The following is a 20,683-nucleotide window of genomic DNA, read 5'->3' as shown; positions in this document are numbered from 1 at the left end:
AATTTTCATTAAGCTAAATGGAATTAGTAGCAAAAGCTCTTGACTCCATCACTTTTAAAATCGCATCTGCCGTATCCAATGATGTAAATAGTGGCACACCATGTTCAACTGCGTACCGACGAATCAAAAAGCCATCTTCGGAATCTTGATTGCGGTTCTTGTCTGTCGTATTGATGGCGACTTGAATCATTCCTTTTTGAATAATATCAATTACTGTCTCGCCTTCTTCATCAAGTTTGCCAATTTCTTGGACTCGTAATCCCAAATTTTTAAAATAATTGGCTGTTCCTTTTGTAGCTCGTAGACTAAAACCGATGTCAGAGAATCGTTTTGCCAATTCAGCTGCTTCTTCTTTTGACTCATCCGCAATGGTAAATAAAACCGATCCATACTCTGGAATATGTAAGCCAGATGCTTCAAATGCTTTATACAAAGCCTTTTCGAGTGTTGCATCCGATCCCATTACTTCGCCTGTCGACTTCATCTCAGGCCCTAAGTAAGTATCTACTTTTAATAATTTTGTGAAAGAAAAAACAGGTGCTTTCACATGGACTAAATGAGATTCTGGATACAAACCGTCCTGGTATCCTAGACTTTTTAAGGACTCGCCTAAAATTGCTTTTGTCGCAACTTGTGCCATTGGAATACCTGTGACTTTACTCAAAAACGGAACTGTCCGACTCGCCCTAGGATTAACCTCGATGACGTAGACCGTTTCATCGTGTATCACGAATTGAATATTCATCATACCGATGCAATTTAAGCCTAGTGCTAACTTCCGTGTATAATCAACAATGGTTTGTTTGATTTTTTTCGATAGTGTTTGCGGCGGATAGACAGCCATGGAATCGCCTGAATGGACCCCAGCTCTCTCGATATGTTCCATGATACCTGGGATAAGTACAGTTTCCCCATCACAAATGGCATCCACTTCACATTCTTTTCCTACTAAATAACGATCGACTAACACTGGATGTTCTGGCGAAGCTTTCACGGCATTCTCCATATAATCGCGTAAATCATCTTCATTTTCAACGATTTCCATTGCTCGTCCTCCTAAGACGTAGCTGGGACGAACCAACACTGGAAAGCCAATTCTTTTAGCAATAGCCACAGCATCTTCTTTATTTGTCGCTGTATCCCCTTCTGGCTGAGGAATCTTTAATTCTTGCAAAGCATGTTCAAATAAATCACGATTTTCAGCTCGATCTAAATCTTCAATGGTCGTTCCTAAAATAGTTACCCCTGCTTTGACTAAAGGTTCCGCCAAGTTAATCGCTGTTTGCCCACCAAATTGAACAATTACGCCTAGCGGTTGCTCCAACTCAATAACATTTAACACGTCTTCAATGGTTAATGGTTCAAAATACAACTTATCAGAGATGGAAAAATCCGTTGAAACTGTTTCCGGATTACTATTCATGATTACTGCCTCATAGCCTGCAGCTTGAATGGCTTTCACTGAGTGTACAGTTGCGTAATCAAATTCCACCCCTTGACCAATTCGAATAGGACCAGAACCTAAAACTAACACAGAAGGTTTGTCTGAGACAATGCTCTCGTTTTCCCATTCATAGGTGCTATAAAAATAGGGTGTTTCCGAAGCAAATTCCCCTGCACAAGTATCCACCATTTTATAAACAGGTAAAATGGCTTGTTCTTTTCGAAACTGTCTGATTTTTTCTCTTGAAGTTTGCCAAAGTTCCGCAATTTTTTTGTCGGTGAATCCATTCTGCTTGGCATGTTTCAAGGTAACTGCATCAAAAGGATTTTCTAAAAGTAATTGTTCAATTTCAATAATGTGTAACAGCTTATCTAAGAAAAAGAGATTAATTTTAGTCATTTCCTCTAATTCTTGAATGGTGTAGCCTCTACGCAGCGCTTCTGCTAAATAAAACAGTCGATCATCTTGGGCTTTGACAATTTTATTGGTTAATTCACTGTCGGGGACTTCCGTTAATTCATTTAATTCGATATGGTGTGTCCCGATTTCTAGCGATCGAATTGCCTTAAGCAATGACTCTTCGATGTTTCGACCAATCGCCATGACTTCACCAGTTGCCTTCATTTGCGTTCCCAAAAGGCGCTCCCCGTGTTCAAACTTATCAAAAGGCCATCTTGGAATTTTAGCCACCACATAATCCAAAGCTGGTTCAAATTCGGCATATGTGGTTTCAGTCACCGGGTTTTTCATTTCATCTAGTGTCAAACCAACGGCAATTTTTGCTGCCAATTTCGCAATTGGATAGCCAGTCGCTTTACTTGCTAATGCGGATGAGCGAGAGACACGCGGATTCACTTCTATCACATAGTATTGGAAACTTTCTGGGTCCAATGCTAGCTGTACATTGCAACCACCTTCAATTTTTAATGCACGAATAATTGTTAATGATGCATCGCGAAGCATTTGATACTCATAGTCTGATAGTGTTTGACTTGGAGCGAAAACAATTGAGTCTCCAGTGTGAATCCCGACTGGATCAAAATTTTCCATGTTACAAACAACAATGGCATTATCCGCAGAATCTCGCATCACTTCATATTCTATTTCTTTAAACCCAGCAATGCTCCGTTCAATGAGGCATTGCGTAACTGGGGACATTTTCAGACCATTTTCAGCAATATGGCGCAATTCTTCTTCATTTGCGCACATTCCTCCCCCTGTCCCACCTAGCGTAAAAGCGGGGCGAACAATCACAGGATAGCCAATCGTTTTGGCGAAAGTAACGGCTTGTTCCACGGTATTAATAATGTCAGATTCAGGGATTGGTTGCTCTAATTCTTCCATTAATTTTTTAAATAAATCGCGGTCTTCGGCTTGATCAATCGCGCTTAACTTCGTACCTAATAACTCAATATCTAATTCTGCTAATATTCCAGCTTTCGATAATTCCATCGCCATATTTAGCCCTGTCTGACCACCCAATGTAGGTAAAATTGCATCCGGCATCTCTTTACGTAATATGCGTGAAACAAATTCATACGTAATGGGTTCAATGTAAACGCGGTCTGCAATTTCGCGATCAGTCATAATGGTGGCAGGATTGGAATTGACCAAAATGACTTCGTAACCTTCCTCTTTTAATGCTAAGCATGCTTGAGTCCCAGCATAATCAAATTCTGCTGCTTGTCCAATAACGATTGGACCCGATCCAATAACCATGATTTTAGAAATATCTGTTCGTTTTGGCACGTTCTTTTTGCTCCTTCCATGCTTCCATTAATTCAATAAACTCATCAAACAAGTGAACGGCATCATGCGGACCAGGGGCTGCATCCGGATGAAATTGGACACTAAATGCCGGAAACTTGCGATGGCGAATACCTTCAATCGTTCCGTCATTCACTTCGACATGTGTTATCATTAATACTTCTTGATCAATGGATTCTGCAGAAACTGCAAAGCCATGATTTTGAGAAGTAAAATCGATTTTTCCTGTCGCGATCTCTCGAACGGGATGATTCAACCCGCGATGGCCAAACTTCATTTTATATGTATCTGCACCATTGGCTAGAGCGAATAGCTGATGGCCTAAACAAATACCAAATATAGGAATTTTCCCTTGAATTCCTTGAATCATTTTGACAGCTTCGGGTAAACTCTTGGGATCACCAGGACCATTTGTCAACATGACGCCATCTGGTGCCAATGCCAAAATTTCTTCCGCAGTAGCTGAATACGGCAAAACAGTTAAATTACAGGAGCGTTTCGAGAATTCTCGCATAATGCTATGTTTTAATCCAAAGTCAACAATGACAACATTGTGCCCTGTTCCTGGACTTGGATAGGCTTTACTCGTTGATACTTGTTGCACTTGATTCGTTGGAAGAACGGCTGCTTTTAATTGATCATACGCGTGAGCAAATTCGTCACCAATATCCACTATGCTGGCTTTCATTGTACCTACTTCACGAATTTTTTTGGTTAACGCCCGAGTATCAATCCCAGCGATTCCAGGAATTCCTTTGTTTTTTAAAAACGTATCCAGCGTCATTTGCGAGCGCCAATTGCTAGGAATGCGCGCGTATTCTTTCACAACGACCCCTTTGCACGTAGGAACAATCGACTCATAATCATCGCGATTAATTCCATAATTACCAATCATTGGATACGTAAAGGTGATGATTTGACCATTAAAACTTTGATCAGTTATCGTTTCTTGATAGCCAGTCATACTTGTCGTGAAAACCACCTCACCAAAGACATTGGTTGGTGCACCAAATCCTTCCCCTTCAAAATATGTGCCATCTTCTAAAATTAACCACCGCTTCATTCTTGTTCCCCCTTTTGCCAAACAAGCTTCCCATTTACAAAGGTATATAACGTATCCCCTGCTAAAGTCCAGCCGTCAAATGGCGTGTTGACCCCCATTGATTCAAATTTTGTTGCGTCAACTTGATAATCCTGATCGAGATCAAATACTGCAATATCAGCAGGTCGGCCAATTTCAATATACCCTGCCTCAATGCCAAAAATGTCCGCCGGTTTTTTGGTCATCCAGTCGATTACCTGTTTTAATGTAAAAATACCGGGTCGTACGAACTGGCTATACATTAATTGAAAGGCGTATTCCGATCCGACAATTCCAAACGGTGCATTTAAAAAACTTTGCGATTTTTCCTCTAAGCCATGAGGAGCGTGATCAGTAGAGATACAATCAATCGTCCCATCTAGCAGACCTTCAATCAATGCTTGCTGATCTTCTGAACTCCTTAACGGCGGGTTCATTTTCCAAAAACCGAAGTCTGTTGGAATATCTTCGTCAATCAATCGCAGATGATGCGGGCATACTTCACAAGTCACATGAATTCCGGCTGCTTTTGCATCTCTTATAACTCGGACGCTTTCTTTTGTTGATACATGGCAAACATGATAATGAACGCCTGTCGCTTCGGCTAAAAGTAAGTCTCTCGCAATTTGCGACGACTCTGTTACACTTAAAATACCGGGTAATCCGAGTTCTTTTGAGCGTTTTCCTTCATGCATGACTCCGCCAAATAATAACGATTCATCCTCTGTATGAGCGACAATAGGCATCTGAATTTTTGCAGCTTCTTTCATTGCTAAATACATGGTGCCGGCTGTCTGTACGCCCACCCCATCATTCGTAAACGCAAATGCGCCACTCTCTTTTAATGAAGAAAAATCAACAAGTTCCTCACTGCGTAATCCCTTTGTAATTGAAGCATATTGTAATACATTGACTTTCGCATCTTTCGCAATAATTTCCTGAATTTTTTGAAAATTTTCTTTGTTTTCTGGTACTGGATTTACATTAGGCATGGCACAAACCGTCGTAAATCCTCCACGAGCAGCTGCCATAGAGCCCGTTGCAATCGTTTCTTTATAAGTGAAACCAGGTTCTCGGAAATGGACATGTACATCCACCAAACCTGGTGAAGTAAATTTTCCATCTAAAGCATAAATCTCGTCAAAACTTTCTTCAGCAAAATTTTCGCCAATCGCATGAATTCGCCCGTCTTCAATCCAAATATCTCTGATTGCCAACTCTCCGGTAGCAATAAACATTTTTGCTTGTTTTAGTAGTGTTCTCATAAGTTCCTCCTATAAAATGAAGTCTGTCAGTACTGCTTCTAAGATAGCCATTCTTGCGTAGACACCATTCGTCATTTGGGTGACAATCCGTGATTGCTTCGCTTCTACAAGTTCACTTGCTAATTCCACGTCTCGATTCACTGGTGCTGGATGCATAATAATTGCAGACTCTTTCATCAAATTGGCTCGCTCTTTCGTTAAGCCATATTTTTGATGATAGGTCTCTTTTGAAAATAATTGCTTTCCGTCGTGATGACGTTCATGTTGAACCCTTAACATCATTATGACATCAACTGTTTGCACAACCTCGTCAATTGGCATATAGGTACCATATGCAAGGAATTCCTTAGAAAACCACTCTTCTGGTCCTGAAAAATAAACTTCCGCCCCTAGTCTTCGCAACATTTGCATATTTGATTTGGCAACACGTGAATGAATGATGTCTCCTACAATCGCAACTTTTAAAGAATCAAAATTGCCAAATTCTTCATAGATGGTCATTAAATCGAGTAAACATTGACTTGGATGCTGCCCACTTCCATCTCCACCATTAATAATATGAGTCTTGATAGTCTTACTATCAATTAATGGTTGATAAAAAGATTCTTCAGAGTGGCGAATCACACAGACATCCGTTCCCAATGCTGAGAGAGTTAAAATGGTGTCGTACAGCGTCTCTCCTTTTTGAACAGAACTAGAGGAGGTGTCAAAAGAAAGGACCTCAAGTCCCAATTTGCGTTCAGCTGTTTCAAAACTTGTGTGCGTACGTGTGCTATTTTCAAAAAAGAGGTTTGCTGCAAAAAATTGTGCTTTTTCTGGTTGCCAAGAAACTCCTCTTTTGAAAGCCTCCGATCTTCGAATCAATTTCATCACTTCTTGATTGGAAAGACGTTCTACACTGACAAAATGTTTCAATATCACTCGATCATTCACGTTTTTCACCTCTCAAAAATTATTCCTTCTCTTCACTTCTTGCTTGTTCTGGCAAAATAAGATTTAAAACAATACCAAGTACGGTTGCTAAAGCCATTGAAGAAAGTGTAAAGGTTCCAACTTGGAAAACTAGACCACCAATTCCCACTACGAGGATAACAGAAGCGATTAAAAGGTTTTTCTTTTTATCAAAATCAACATGATTCTCAATCAATATTTTTAATCCACTGGCGGCAATGACTCCAAACAACACAAAACTAATGCCAGAGATAACTGGATTTGGAATACTTAAGATTAACGCAGTCAATTTCCCAACAAAGCCTAAGCAAACAGCTAAAACCGCGGCACCACCGATAACAAAAACACTGTGAACTCTAGTGATTGCTAACACACCGATATTTTCACCGTAACTAGTTACTGGCGGACCACCCACAAATCCAGCAACGATTTGAGCAAGTCCATCTCCCAAAAGCGTTTGATTTAAACCCGGGTCATCGAAAAAGTTGCGTTTCGTTAATTTATTTAAAACCATCAAATGTCCAATGTGTTCCGTCATTGTAACAAAGGCAATCGGGGCCATTGTGGTAACTGCGCCAAGATACAATTTTGGTTGATATTTGATAAAGGGAATTTGAAAATCGGGAAGAGCAAACCAATTTGCATCAATAATTGGTTGCACGTCCACAATTCCCACAACCAACGCTAATAAATACCCACTAATAATCCCCAGTAAAATCGGAATAAGACCTAAAAATCCTTTGAGATACATATTGAAAAAAATGGTGATTGCCAAGGTAGCCAGAGCTACAAATACATATTTGAAGTCATAAATTTGATTGTTATCAACCGTACGATACATGGCATTGCTAGCTGCATTTGCTGCTAAGCCAAGCCCGATAACCATTACAACTGGTCCCACAACAATTGCTGGCAACAATTTATCTAACCAAGCAGAACCAATCTTACGAATAATAACGGATACCAAAACGTAAACAAGACCTGTCGTGATCGCTCCTTGTGCAATTGCTGGATAGCCGTCTGTCTTCATCAAAAGTTGCATTGCAGCAATAAATGCAAAGCTACTTCCTAAATAGGCAGGAATCTTGCCGTGCGTTACGGTTAAATAAACAAGCGTACCTAACCCTGAACTTACCAACGCAATACCAGGATTAATACCAACTAGAATTGGAACCAATACGGTTGCACCGAACATGGTAAACAAATGTTGCAAACTAAGACCTAACCAATGGGTTGGTGATGGCTTATCATGGATGTCTAGGACTGCATCAGCATTCCGAAATTCTTTTTGTTTACTCATTGTCTTCCTCCACTTGATTAATTAAAATCCGATCATTTCCATCTAGTTCCTCCATCTCAACAATGATTTCTTCATTTTTAGAAGTAGGAATATTTTTTCCGACAAAATCGGCACGAATGGGCAACTCTCGGTGTCCTCGATCTACTAAAACGGCCAAAGAAATTCTTCTTGGACGACCATAGTCCATCACCGCATCCAGTGCCGCACGAATTGTTCGACCTGTATACAAAACATCATCGAGCAAGATCACTTCTTTTCCTTCAAGCGCAACTGGAATATTTGAAAGCAGCGCAGAGGGTGTCGCATTTTTCTGATCATCCCGGTAGCCAGTTATGTCTAACTCTCCAACAGGAACTTCAACATTCTCAAGCTGTTTTAATCGTTGCGCAATACGTTGGGCAATGTAAATGCCGCGTGTTTTGATGCCAATCAAGACTAGGTCTTCAATTCCCTTATTGCGTTCAATAATTTCATACGTGATTCTTGTCAGTGCACGTTTCATCGTAACGGCATCAATGACTTCTTTTTTGACCATTTCTTCGTTTCCTCCTCAAAATTAATAAAAAAACTCCTGCCTTGTGTAAGGCAGGAGTGAATATCCATGTAGTGCTTTCGTTTTTCTCTAGCAGAAATAAAACGAACTTCTTAGTAAACAGGGCTATGCACGCATGCCTAGCTATTTACTATTCACAACCTTTTTAGCCTCACAGGACTATACTTAAAGGATTACTATTTATTTTTTTCAACTATACCGTTAATTGGAGAAAAAATCAATCATTTTTCGGTAACTTTTCTAATGTGTTTTTGAAAATTTCTGGCAACGGAGCTTCAAATACCATCTTCTCACCTGTCTTCGGATGAGTAAACCCTAATAATTTCGCATGGAGAAACTGTCCATGGCCCTTCAAGGTCTTTTTAGGACCATAAACGGGATCACCTACTAAGGGATAGCCAATATATTGCATGTGTACGCGAATTTGATGGGTTCTCCCTGTCTCCAATTGCAATTCGATCAAAGTATACCCATCATAACGGGTCAAAACTTGAAAATGAGTAACAGCATCTTTTCCTGTATCGACAACTGCTTGCATCTTGCGGTCAACTGTTGATCGACCGATAGGTGCTCGAATCACCCCTTTTTCATGTGGGATGACCCCATGTACAAGTGCAATATATTTTCTCAAAGATGTTTTCTCTTTGAGTTGTTTCGCAAGAGATTCATGTGCTTGATCATTCTTAGCAATCATCAGCAAACCGGAAGTATCTTTGTCAATCCGGTGAACAATTCCCGGTCGAATAACTCCATTGATCGATGAAAGATGATCTAAATGGAAAAGCAACGCATTGACTAGTGTGCCTTTAGGATGACCCGCAGAAGGATGTACAACCATTCCTTGGGGTTTATTAATGACGGCTACGTCTTGATCTTCGTAAACAATTTCTAAGGGGAGATTCTCTGGCAAAAGAGCTAGGGTTTCTGGTTCAGGAATATGAATGAGTACAACATCCCCCTTTTGCACTTTATAATTAGCCTTCACAATTTCACCATTGACTTGGACATAATTTTTCTTTAGCCACATTTGAATTTGTGAACGACTATAATCTACTAATTTTTCCGACAATTGTTTATCAATACGCCCGTTTTCATCTTCTATCATGATTTTTATTTCATTTTGCATGTTTAGATCCTTTCAAACGTTCCTCAAAAATGGTGTAGATAAATAGACATAAAACACCGAAGCACAAAGACATATCCGCGACATTAAAAATTGGAAACTGAATAAAATCCAATTGGAACATATCTACAACGTAGCCCAATCGCACGCGATCAATAAAATTACCTATGGCTCCTGCAAGAATGAAGGAAAAGCCGACCAATAGCAAGAAATGTCCCTGACGATTTTTCATCATCAGAAACAAGATTGCCGCAACTGCCACAACAGTAATAATCGCAAAGAAACCAATTTTTCCTTCAAAAATACTCCAAGCTGCTCCGGTATTTTGTAAATACGTCAATGACAACAAATTAGGAACCACGACATGTGATTCTCCTAGGGGTATTGCTGAAACAATTTCCAATTTTACCCATTGATCCAAGCCAACAAGCAAAAGGCTCAAAATAAAATATAAAACAATCATTTAATCCCATCCATTTCTATTGTTCTACCAAATCCCGTGGACGAATAATCCCAACTAAACTGCCATTGGGTTCCCCACTTTCCGTAATTAAAATAGCCTCCAACGTTGCATGTTTTGCAAACTGCTCTTGGACATAGTCAATCGTTGTATCAGCTGCTACAAACTGATAATTTGTTGTTTTCCTATCATCTTCAAGTAGCGCACTCGCAGTCAACTCTTTTCCAACATTTGGTGCAATAGGGTAATGTTTTGCAAACCAAAACCCTAACATTCTTAAAGTTAGCAAGCCTTTGAATTCTCCATTTCGGTATAAAGGAAATTGTGAATATCTCTTTTTGGCCACAATACTCAACAATTCCTCTAAAGGCATATCAATCGTAAAACCAGTTACTTTCTTTGAAAAGCGTGGCAATACTTTTTCAGGTTCGAATAGTTCTTTTTCAATCTTCTGAATTCGTGAGATTACCCATTCATTTGGTTCAGCGATAACGAAATCTTCGCCAATTTGATCATGGATAATAGCATTTCTTAATTGTGAAAGTTGCAAAAGATCATCTTCAAATTTTTTTATTGGTAAGTCTGAATTTCTTGCAAGCTTTCGAACCATCTGACTAAAGCCCATGGTTGTCTCACTTTTTAGTTGGATTTGCATCCATTTCTCAATGCGATTAAACGTGCTAATGAAAATTTTTGCTCGCTCAGCCATGAACAATTACCCCTTCCATACGAATGAACTAATTAAGTATACCTTATTTTCAATTCCTAGCAAGCGATTTTCGATGAGGAAGAAAAAAACTAAGATCAGTTTCTTAAAAAGAACAAGAAATTGATCCTAGTTTCCTAAAAAATCTAAAACAAACCTACTGCTTGCCCATCGTCAGTGACATCCATATTTAAAGCTGCTGGTTTTTTTGGTAAGCCAGGCATAGTCATAACATCCCCGGTTAACGCAACTAAAAAGCCAGCCCCAAGTTTGGGCACAAATTCCCTGATTGTAACATCAAAATCTAGTGGCGCTCCTAACTTAGATGGATCATCCGAAAATGAATATTGCGTTTTCGCCATACAAATCGGCAAGTTACTCCAGCCCAGCTGTTGAAATAATTGAATTTGCTTCTTTGCCTTTGGACTAAATTGAGCTTGATTGCCACCATAGATTTTTTGAACAATCGCATTGGTCTTGTTTTCAATCGTATCGTCAGAATGATAAAGTTTTCGGTAATCTGTTTCTTCTTGACTGGCAATTGTTTCAATCACTGTTCTGGCTAGTTCTTCTCCGCCAGCACCACCTCTAGCCCAGACCGCACAACGTTTCACCTCAACCTGATCTTTTTTACATAATTCAGTTAGTGCGGAAAATTCTGCTTCCGTATCAGTAATAAATTCATTAATCGCAACGACCACTGGAATGCCATATTGTTGCATATTTTTGATATGTCTTTGTAAATTAGCATAGCCATTTTTTAAACTTTCGACGTTTTCTTGTCCTAAGTCTGTTTTTGCTAACCCGCCATGCATCTTTAGCGCTCGAATAGTAGCTACAACGACGATTGCATCAGGGGCTTTTCCTAATACAGGGACCTTAATATCCAAAAATTTTTCAGCGCCTAAATCAGCTCCAAATCCCGCTTCCGTTACAACAAAATCGCCTAATTGTAAGGCTAGTTTGGAGGCCATCACACTATTACACCCGTGTGCAATGTTTGCAAATGGTCCTCCATGCACAAATGCAGGTGTTCCTTCTAACGTTTGTACTAGGTTGGGTTTCAATGCATCCTTCAAGAGCAATGCCAAAGCCCCTTCAACCTGTAAATCTTCAACCGTAATTGGTTCTTTATCAAAAGAATAACCAATGACTATTTTTCCCAATCGTTTTTTTAAGTCATGAATGGAATCAGCTAAACAAAGAATCGCCATAATTTCACTTGCTACAGTGATATCAAAGCCATCTTCTCTTGGGACTCCTTGCATAGGTCCCCCTAAACCAACGACAACTTTTCTAAGTGAACGATCATTCAAATCAACAACTCGTTTCCAGATAACCCGCCGCGTATCAATCTGTTGCACATTCCCCTGTTGTATATGGTTATCAATCAATGCTGAGAGCGCATTATTTGCTGTTGTAATGGCATGCATATCGCCAGTAAAATGCAAGTTGATATCCTCCATCGGAACAACTTGTGCATAGCCACCACCAGTCGCGCCACCTTTGACTCCCATAACAGGACCTAATGAGGGTTCACGTAAGGCCAAAATAGTCTTTTTCCCAATACGATTCAATGCATCTGCCAAACCAATACTAATTGTTGATTTTCCTTCCCCTGCTGGTGTAGGATTAATTGAAGTGACTAAAACGAGTTTTCCTAGTTTTTCATGTTCTTTCTCTTTGATTGTTTCATATGTCACTTTCGCTTTGTACTTTCCATACAATTCGATTGATTCCTGATCTAGGCCAACTTTTTCTGCGATTTGTGTAATTGGCAACATTGTGGCTGCTTGGGAAATTTCGATATCTGTTTTCATACGTTCCTCCATTATACGAACATTATTGTATTTCTAAAAAAATTAAATCGTTAATATAGGACTATTATAGCAAATATTATTTTTTTTTCATCAAAAAAACAGTAGAATCTTAAAATTAAGACCTACCGTTTTCAATTTTTTCCCATTCCTCGAAAAAACGAGTTCTTGTTTTTTTCGACATTTTACATAAAAATGCTTCGTTTTCTAAACGAATCGATACATGATTGCTGACTTGTTGAATGGTCACAATGCTAGTTAAAGGCAAGTCTTTCTTTTTCCAAAACCGAGCATAGATAATTCTTAAATGATTCTTTTCAAGTATAATTTTTCTGTTCCAACCAATACACATAAAAAGAAGTGAAAAGATGGTCAATCCGATACTAGCTGGGTAGGGTCTAGTATTTTCCAAAGCCATTACCAAACTAAAGAAGAATAGAAAAAAGGCAAACGACCAGAAAATGAGACTAGTAGCTGTTTCAGGTTGCCAATGAAATTTTTTTTGAGATGACATGCATAAAACTCCTTAAGCAAACAATGCTTTTTTATAGATTATAGACATACAAAAAAGAAAAAGGTGATTATTCAATGTTAAAAATACATATCGATGCTTCAACCAAGGGGAATCCTGGTCCAAGTGGCGGAGGATTTATGATTACAGGCAACGATACATATGTTCAAAAATCATTCGCGCTGCCGCAACTCTTTACCAATCATCAAGCAGAATTTGCTGTCTTATTGTCTTTATTAGACTATTTACTTGAAAACAATTTAAACGAACAATTCATAACCATCTATACAGATAGCAAATTGGTAGAACAAACGATTGCCAAAAGATTTACAAAAAACCCTGATTTTCTCTTTATCGTTGATGAGATTATAACAAAATTAGCATTTTTTCCTCTTTTATTCTTAAAATGGATTCCAGAGGCAAACAACAAGGGTGCGGACAATTTGGCCAGACAGGGACTAAAAAAAGCATTAAACCTATAAAATCGGCGAAAGCAATCTGGAAAAATTTTGTTTGAAACGTAACCATCGTGATTGATTGCGAATCATTTCTCGCGTCAACTCGACAGAATGCTTCATATCATTTTCAAAAATGGTTGCCAATGCACAATTCACTTCTTGATTGTATGCAAACGCACTGACTTCAAAGTTTAAGGCATAACTTCTAATATCCTGATTAGTGGTGCCAAAACTTGAAATTGTCTCATCCATGATTAACGTTTTAGCGTGAATGAATCCATTATTATAAATATAAATTTTTACGCCCCTTTTTTGAAGATAATTTGCATAATGCTGGGTTGCACGGTAAATAAACGGATGATCTGGCATGCATGGAATCATAATCCGAACATCAATTCCAGAACGGACAGCTATCACAAGTGCCGCAATCATCGAATCATCAGGTATGAGATAAGGGGTTTGAATCCAAACTCTCTTTTCGGCACCTAATAACATCTTTATAAAGCCACCTTTAAGGATTTGTTCTTCCGTATCAGGTCCATCTGCAACAATCTGCATTGTCACATCGCCTGATTCTTCTTTTGTTGGTATTGTAAAGTAGCGCGCATCATATTCCATCATTTGGGAATCTCTCTTAACGGAGGCATTCCAGTCTTTGATGAATATTTCTTGTAAGCTGAATGAAGCAGTTCCAACAATTCTTGCATGAGTATCGCGCCAATATCCAAATTTTTTACTTCCACCTAGGTATTGATCGCCTACATTAAAACCACCAGTCCAACCAATCTTGCCATCAACCACAACAATTTTACGATGTAAATGGTAATTTAGTCTTGTTTTACGGATAATATTTCGCGAAGTAATAAAAGGCAGTACTTTGCCACCAGCTTGAACCAATGGAGCAAAAAATTTGATTGTTGTCTTTCCACCCCAAGGATCAAATACTAAGCGAACTTCCACGCCTTCTTCGGCTTTTTCAATCAATAAATTTAAAAACTGATTGCCAATGTGGTCATCAAAAAATGCGTAATACTCTACATGAACTGTTTCCTTAGCCGCTCTGATATCCTTAAAAAGTGCTTCAAATTTCTCTTTCCCATCAATAAAAAAGTCGACTTTGTTCCCCTTGGTTAAAGGAGACTCTTCCACATTGTTGAAATAATTATTTAACAACTGAGATTCGACGGTTTTAACGGTCTGATGATAATGACGGTTGTTCTCTTTTATCAATTGATTAATTTCGCGAATCCGTTTTCGATGGGTATCTTTAAAGCGATACATTGCTTCTCCATCAATCCCACGCCCACAAAAGATATACAAAATAAACCCAAAAACTGGGAAAAAAACTAACGTCATCATCCATGCGAAAACACTCGCAATTGAGCGCGGTCGACGAAAAACGGTCACAAAAGCCCCAATCGTATTCAGCATGATTAATGCAATAATGACATTGTATAACAAACTCATATTCATCTTTATTACCATTCTACTCCTCCTATCGTAACTAAAAAAATTAGTTACCCCCAAAAGCAAGCCAAAACATTACAGAAATTATAACATAAAAAAGAGATTGTGACAGAAGAGAACAAATAAGGAAAACCGGAAATCAACTTATCAAAAAGAACGCTACAGTTTAGATTTTCTCCGTAAAAAGAAACAATCAAGCCTTGATAATATTAATTATTCGGGTATTTCCTTATTCTATTCTTCTATAACAACCCTTTTTTTATTCTTACAATTTCGTTAGTTCGCCATGAGCCATGACTTAACAGCTTCTAAGGCTTCAGGAATACCGGCTGGATTTTTGCCACCTGCTTGTGCCATATCAGGTCGACCACCGCCATTACCACTGACTTTCGGTGCGATGGCGCGAATCAAATCACCTGCTTTGAATCCTTTTTCAATTGCTTTGTCATTCATCGCAACTAATAAATTGACTTTTTGATCAGCAGCAGTTGCCAATACCAAAATATCAGAAATGGTCTTTTGTTTCCATTGATCAGCCAATTGACGTAATTGATTCATATCTTTCACATGAACTTGTGCAGCGATATAGCTAATGCCATTGCATTCTTGAATATTTGTAAAAATCGTACTAGCTTGTTGATTGGCTAACTTAGTAGCGAGCAGATCATTTTCTTTTTGAATTTCTTTCATTTGTTGTTGCATTTGATCCACTTTGTTCACGGTTTCTTTGATTTGTGGTGATTTTACCAAGGCAGCGACTTGTTGCAGTTTTTCTTCTTGATCACGGAACATCAGATAAGCTTCCTTACTGGTTACTGCTTCAATCCGACGTACACCAGCCCCAATTCCTGACTCGGAAACGATTTTAAACAAACCAATATCTTCGGTGTTTTTGACATGGTTTCCTCCACAAAGTTCAATTGACCAATCGGAGATATTCACGACGCGAACATCATGACCATACTTTTCTCCAAATAAGGCCATAGCGCCCATAGCTTTTGCTGAGTCAATATCGGTTTCAATCGTGACAACTGGTAAGGCTTCCCAAATCTTTTCGTTGACAATTTGCTCCATTTTGATGAGTTCTTCTGTCGTCACTTGTCCAAAATGAGTGAAGTCAAACCGTAAATGTTCTGGCGCTACCAATGAGCCAGCTTGGTTGGCATGTGAACCTAATACCTCTTTTAAAGCTTTGTGCAGCATATGGGTAGCAGTATGATTTTTAATGGTTTTGTTATGTTTCCCTAAATCGACTTGCAAGAAATAGTCAGTACCTTCTGAAAGAGGACCTTTTACAGTAACTGTATGAAGAAATTGTCCGTTTGGTGCTTTCTTAACATCGGTTACTTCGGCCACAATCATTCCTTCACTATTGACGATGATACCATTATCCGCAACTTGTCCACCCATTTCCGCATAAAAAGGCGTTTCTGCAAAAATTAATTGGGCGGAGCCTTCTGTAATTTTGCTTACTAATTCATCCTCGTTAATAATCAATAGCAGTTCTGATTTTACTTCAAGATTGGAATAACCAACATAATGACTTTCTACTTTAATATCGGTCAAAAGGTTTGATTGTACGCCCATGGATAGTTCCTTTGAACGACCTGCTCTTGCGCGGTCACGTTGAGCTTGCATTTCTATTTCAAAACCGGCATGATCTACTTTCAAACCAGCATCTTCGGCGACTTCCTCTGTTAATTCAACTGGAAAGCCATACGTATCATAAAGTTTGAAAATATCTTTTCCTTTGAGCGTCGAGCCCTGTTCAGTTTTCACTTGTTCAATGACTTCATTTAAAATAGCTAAGCCTTCATTAATCGTTTCGTGGAATCGTTCTTCTTCATTCCGAACCACTTTTTCAATAAAGACTTGTTGCTGAAGAACCTCAGGGTAATAACTTTCCATGATATGACCAACAACTGGAACCAATTTGTATAAAAACGCTTGTTGAATACCCAGTTTTTGTCCGTGCATGACTGCTCGTCGAAGAAGGCGACGTAGGACATAGCCTCGACCTTCATTTGAAGGAAGGGCTCCATCTCCAATTGCAAATGACAACGCACGGATATGGTCAGCAATCACTTTAAAGGAGATATCTGTCTGCAAACTATCCCCATAATGAATGCTTTGGCTCAATTCTTCTACTTTGTGGATGATTGGTAAAAACAAATCTGTTTCAAAGTTAGTAGGGGCGTCCTGGATAATAGAAACCACTCTTTCAAGCCCCATCCCAGTATCAATATTTTTATGTGGTAAAGGTTCGTAAGTGTCATCAGGTTTATGATTAAATTCTGAGAAGACAAGGTTCCAAATTTCTAAATAGCGTTCATTTTCCCCACCAGGATAATTTTCTGGATCATCTTCGGCTATGTCAAGATATGCGGGACCACGGTCATAGAATATTTCACTATCTGGACCACTTGGACCTGCACCAATATCCCAAAAATTATCTTCTACCTCAACGATATGCTCCGGCGAAAGGCCAATTTCTTCAGACCAAATTCGTTTCGCCTCTGAGTCTTTTGGATAGACAGTCACATACAATTTTTCGGCTTCAAATGCCAACCATTCAGGCGAAGTTAAAAATTCCCAAGCCCAATGTATCGCTTCTTCTTTGAAATAATCGCCAATTGAAAAATTCCCAAGCATTTCAAACATCGTGTGATGACGTGCGGTTTTACCAACATTTTCAATATCATTGGTTCGGATTGATTTCTGTGCATTTGTGATTCTTGGATTTTCAGGGACAACACTTCCATCAAAATATTTTTTTAATGTTGCAACACCAGAATTGATCCACAATAAAGTTGGGTCATTTACTGGTATAAGCGATGCACTTGGCTCAACGGTATGTCCTTTTGAACGAAAAAAATCTAGAAAAAGCTGTCTTACTTGTGCACTTGTTAGTTGTTTCATCATTTTCCCCACTTTCAATTTATAAAAAAATAAAAAACACCCTTGCAGACAAGGACGTTCATACGCGGTACCACCTTGTTTGCAATGATGTTCCAATCATTACCTCTCTAAACACTCTTTAACGCAGAGTAACGTCAATGTTTCCATTGAACTTTAAAAAGGGAGCAACTTATTTTTTGTTCTCTTTCACCATTGAAGAACTCTCTTGTCGTCAATAAGCCATATCCTTTTGCTACCTTGTGAAGTATAGCGAAAATAAGCAGAATTGTCAATTACTCTGAACGAATGATAATTGCCTTTCGATAAACGTAGTCCAGTGGTGACAACTGTTCATCCCGGTCAAAGCTGTGTCTTGATCGGTAATAGCTAGCCTGCGGAAGTAAATCCAATAAGGACAGACCCGTTCTTTCCCACTTTTCTCCTTTTAAGTTGAGTGAATCTGTTAACTCCCAGCCATTATTCTGGGATGAAAATAAAAGGCCAAACATATTTTCGTGAGCAATCATCTGTTCAACAAACTCTTTTTGAACAGGAGTATCACAACTTACCATACTTCCCCAGCGGAATAATTTCCGACTTCCAGCCCCCACAACGTATTCCCACTGATCTTCATCGAGTAGTTCGTATACTTGGCTATTGAGCTGTTCTTTTAGTTCGTGAAAACTACAAAGCTGATGCGTATAAATCTCATAAACCTCTTTTGTTTGATTTAATGCTGCATAGAATTTATTTTTTTCATACAATGTCTTTGGTTGCTGCCATGTTAAACTTTCCTCGAAAGTCTTGGGTGCTGAAAATGCGGCTTGAAATTCCTTCTCAATGGATTGGAATGCTGCATTTTTCCCATTAAATTCCCCAGTTATGAGATCAAAATAGCCAATGTAACTAGTCCCAATCGGTTGAGAATATTTCTGAACAAACATTGCTGGCATATCTTTTTTTCTTAAAGGGCTTGTCGATTCATTAATGAACGTTGACCAATCATCTTTTGTTTTTAATTGATAATTTTGGATTATTTTTTTCACTTGCTTCGTTTCGTTCTCTAACTTATCATGCCAAGCCGTGATTGGTATTCCACTAATGCCAGCATCCCATCCGAGAATGGTATCTGCATTTCCAGGAATAAAAACAAACCACTCGCCATCAATTTGAAATTCAAATGTTTGGCATTTTATTCCGTCAAGTGCGAACTCCTTGTAACGTACATGAGAAACTTTTTTTAAAGGACTAACAAAATACATTAATAATTGACTAATTACCTGTACCTTTACTTCTTTTGCGAGTGTTTTCCAGATACTCCAATCAAGTACATCATAAAAATTCATACGTTCACCCCATCATTGAATACATTTGTACTATAATTGTATTGTTACAGGAAAAAGAGAAAAAGTAAATCACTATTTGGTCCTACCTGCCTCTTTTTTCCTTTTAAAAATTACTGAAGATTAGGAGCCAACGAGATGGAAAATAGCTTTCAACCAATTGTCTCACCAAGTACTCGAACACTCATTTTAGGTAGTGCACCTAGTACAACCTCCTTAAAAAAGCGAGAATATTATGGTCACACCGGAAATCGTTTTTGGCCACTATTTTCTGCTTTTTATCAAGTACCTTTCCCGATGCCCTATGCCGACAGATGCCAACAATTATTAGCTAAAAAGTTAGGTCTGTGGGATGTATACCGTAGCTTCAACCGGATTGGAAGTTCTGACAATGCTTTCACTAAGACCGAGTACAATGATTTAAAGCAATTCACGATAAATAAACACCTTTCCCTATTCATAATTAATGGTAAAAAGGCAGCTTCTGAAATATCAAAACAATTGATTTTGCAAGACAAACTTCTGTTGGTTTGTCCTTCAACTAGCGGAGCCAATAATGCACAGACTATTTTTCGTCAAAAACAATGGTTTCTAGCTTATAAAATCCATGAACAAATAAATCATGGCCCACTAGACAACTATCTCGTCTATTTTGGTCATTCATCAGACCTAAAACGCAAGGTTTATCAGCTCCGAAAAGAGGTCTTTGTTGAAGAACAACAAGTGAATGAAGCAGATGAATTTGATTTAAGAGATCAACAACCAGACACAGACTATTTTTTGGTTTGCACATTGGAAAATGAACCGGTTGCCACCATTCGCTACCAAATGCTTTCAAACCAGATTATTCAACCCGACCGTTTTTGTGTAAAAAAAGCCTATCGAATGAAAAAAATAGGGACAGATTTATTAAAAATCTACGAACTTTATGCTCAATTTCAGGGATTTTCAAAGAGTGTCCTCTCAGCTGAAACAACGGCACTCCCCTTTTATCAAAAAATGGGCTACTCTACCAATGGACTTCCATATATTGAAGATGGTATTCTTTGCCAACAAGTCACAAAATCCCTCCATCTTCTATAAGCAGGAAACCATCTCACACATTTCATGACTGACATCTCTCCCTTTTCCTTGATCAATAAATGAATACTCACACAAAACTAACAGATAAACTGCATGTGTCAGCGGGATTCAATACGGACTATCACTTACTATCACCAAAAAATAAAAAAGATAGTAAAAACGATTGAAAAAAGTACGCAGTTTTCTCAATAAGAAACAGTTCAATAAACGTTAGTATGTCAACGTTTATTGAACATTTTTGTTTTTTAACTGTCAAACTTAAAATCATTATTTGAATGCGATAACTGGACATAGCGTTTGTTATGGGTTTAGAAACACGTTTGAAGAGCGAGTTCATAGAAAGATAGAAAACTGTTTATGGCAGAATAAAAGTACACACGGTTGCAGCGCAAAAGTGCATAGTCCCGCAAATCGCTTAAGATATATTAAAAAGCCATTGCGGGCAACCTGAAATTC

General features: G+C 38.6%; 16 protein-coding genes. 2 read left to right on the top strand and 14 right to left on the bottom strand.

The features are described 5' to 3' along the window. Positions 1-13: 13 nt before the first annotated feature. From carB to ACFSR0_RS01845, 11 genes are all read right to left on the bottom strand, one after another. Positions 14-3,193 (bottom strand): carbamoyl-phosphate synthase large subunit, encoded by a 3,180-nt coding sequence (carB, locus tag ACFSR0_RS01895; protein WP_379979347.1) that lies wholly within the window; start codon positions 3,191-3,193, stop codon positions 14-16. Further along, positions 3,168-4,274 carry a carbamoyl phosphate synthase small subunit gene (locus ACFSR0_RS01890; protein WP_379979345.1) on the bottom strand — a complete coding sequence of 369 codons (1,107 nt, stop codon included), beginning with the start codon at positions 4,272-4,274 and terminating at the stop codon, positions 3,168-3,170. The genes carB and ACFSR0_RS01890 overlap by 26 nt, the downstream gene beginning before the upstream one ends. Then, the gene (locus ACFSR0_RS01885; RefSeq protein WP_379979343.1) at positions 4,271-5,557 is read right to left on the bottom strand and encodes a dihydroorotase; all 1,287 of its coding nucleotides are present in this window, start codon (positions 5,555-5,557) and stop codon (positions 4,271-4,273) included. The genes ACFSR0_RS01890 and ACFSR0_RS01885 overlap by 4 nt, the downstream gene beginning before the upstream one ends. 9 nt (positions 5,558-5,566) lie before the next feature. Continuing rightward, entirely contained in the window at positions 5,567-6,499 is a 933-nt protein-coding gene (locus ACFSR0_RS01880) for an aspartate carbamoyltransferase catalytic subunit (protein ID WP_379979341.1), read from the bottom strand. Between the two features lie 10 nt (positions 6,500-6,509). Beyond that, entirely contained in the window at positions 6,510-7,808 is a 1,299-nt protein-coding gene (locus ACFSR0_RS01875; RefSeq protein ID WP_379979339.1) for a solute carrier family 23 protein, read from the bottom strand. Further along, positions 7,801-8,343: a bifunctional pyr operon transcriptional regulator/uracil phosphoribosyltransferase PyrR gene (pyrR, locus tag ACFSR0_RS01870; protein ID WP_379979337.1), complete on the bottom strand. Its 543-nt coding sequence runs from the start codon at positions 8,341-8,343 to the stop codon at positions 7,801-7,803. The genes ACFSR0_RS01875 and pyrR overlap by 8 nt, the downstream gene beginning before the upstream one ends. Before the next feature lie 235 nt (positions 8,344-8,578). Beyond that, a complete protein-coding gene (locus ACFSR0_RS01865; protein ID WP_379979335.1) occupies positions 8,579-9,487 on the bottom strand; it encodes an RluA family pseudouridine synthase in 909 nt (302 codons plus the stop codon). Further along, positions 9,477-9,947: a signal peptidase II gene (gene lspA, locus ACFSR0_RS01860; RefSeq protein ID WP_379979333.1), complete on the bottom strand. Its 471-nt coding sequence runs from the start codon at positions 9,945-9,947 to the stop codon at positions 9,477-9,479. Before lspA ends, ACFSR0_RS01865 begins: the two co-directional genes overlap by 11 nt. A 16-nt stretch (positions 9,948-9,963) precedes the next feature. Then, a complete protein-coding gene (locus ACFSR0_RS01855) occupies positions 9,964-10,653 on the bottom strand; it encodes a CBS domain-containing protein (RefSeq protein WP_379979331.1) in 690 nt (229 codons plus the stop codon). A gap of 143 nt (positions 10,654-10,796) precedes the next feature. Then, positions 10,797-12,470 (bottom strand): formate--tetrahydrofolate ligase, encoded by a 1,674-nt coding sequence (locus ACFSR0_RS01850; RefSeq protein ID WP_379979329.1) that lies wholly within the window; start codon positions 12,468-12,470, stop codon positions 10,797-10,799. A gap of 115 nt (positions 12,471-12,585) precedes the next feature. Continuing rightward, the gene (locus ACFSR0_RS01845; RefSeq protein WP_379979327.1) at positions 12,586-12,981 is read right to left on the bottom strand and encodes an EbsA family protein; all 396 of its coding nucleotides are present in this window, start codon (positions 12,979-12,981) and stop codon (positions 12,586-12,588) included. A 74-nt stretch (positions 12,982-13,055) separates the two neighbouring features. On the opposite strand from ACFSR0_RS01845, the gene ACFSR0_RS01840 reads away from it, so the two are divergent. After that, complete coding sequence (locus tag ACFSR0_RS01840; protein ID WP_379979325.1) at positions 13,056-13,460, top strand: ribonuclease HI family protein; 405 nt, start codon at positions 13,056-13,058, stop codon at positions 13,458-13,460. On the opposite strand, the gene cls is transcribed toward ACFSR0_RS01840, so the two are convergent. The 3 genes from cls to ACFSR0_RS01825 all read right to left on the bottom strand — a co-directional run bounded on the left by cls (position 13,455) and on the right by ACFSR0_RS01825 (position 19,147). Continuing rightward, positions 13,455-14,921, bottom strand: coding sequence for a cardiolipin synthase (gene cls, locus ACFSR0_RS01835; protein ID WP_379979323.1), 1,467 nt, complete (start codon positions 14,919-14,921; stop codon positions 13,455-13,457). The two genes, ACFSR0_RS01840 and cls, sit on opposite strands and share 6 nt — an antisense overlap. 258 nt (positions 14,922-15,179) lie before the next feature. Further along, positions 15,180-17,822, bottom strand: a complete 2,643-nt coding sequence (gene alaS / locus ACFSR0_RS01830) for an alanine--tRNA ligase (protein WP_379979321.1) — start codon at positions 17,820-17,822, stop codon at positions 15,180-15,182. Positions 17,823-18,094: 272 nt separating this feature from the next. Next, complete coding sequence (locus tag ACFSR0_RS01825; RefSeq protein WP_379979319.1) at positions 18,095-19,147, bottom strand: DUF7278 family profilin-like fold-containing protein; 1,053 nt, start codon at positions 19,145-19,147, stop codon at positions 18,095-18,097. 135 nt (positions 19,148-19,282) lie between these two features. Between ACFSR0_RS01825 and ACFSR0_RS01820 the strand changes: the two genes are divergently transcribed. Next, positions 19,283-20,227, top strand: coding sequence for a DNA-deoxyinosine glycosylase (locus ACFSR0_RS01820; RefSeq protein WP_379979317.1), 945 nt, complete (start codon positions 19,283-19,285; stop codon positions 20,225-20,227). Positions 20,228-20,683: the final 456 nt, after the last annotated feature.

The sequence above is a fragment of the Enterococcus camelliae genome, from assembly GCF_042685105.1.
In the GTDB taxonomy this organism is placed as follows: Bacteria; Bacillota; Bacilli; order Lactobacillales; family Enterococcaceae; genus Enterococcus_G; species Enterococcus_G camelliae.
This window is presented reverse-complemented; position numbering and strand designations above follow the sequence as displayed.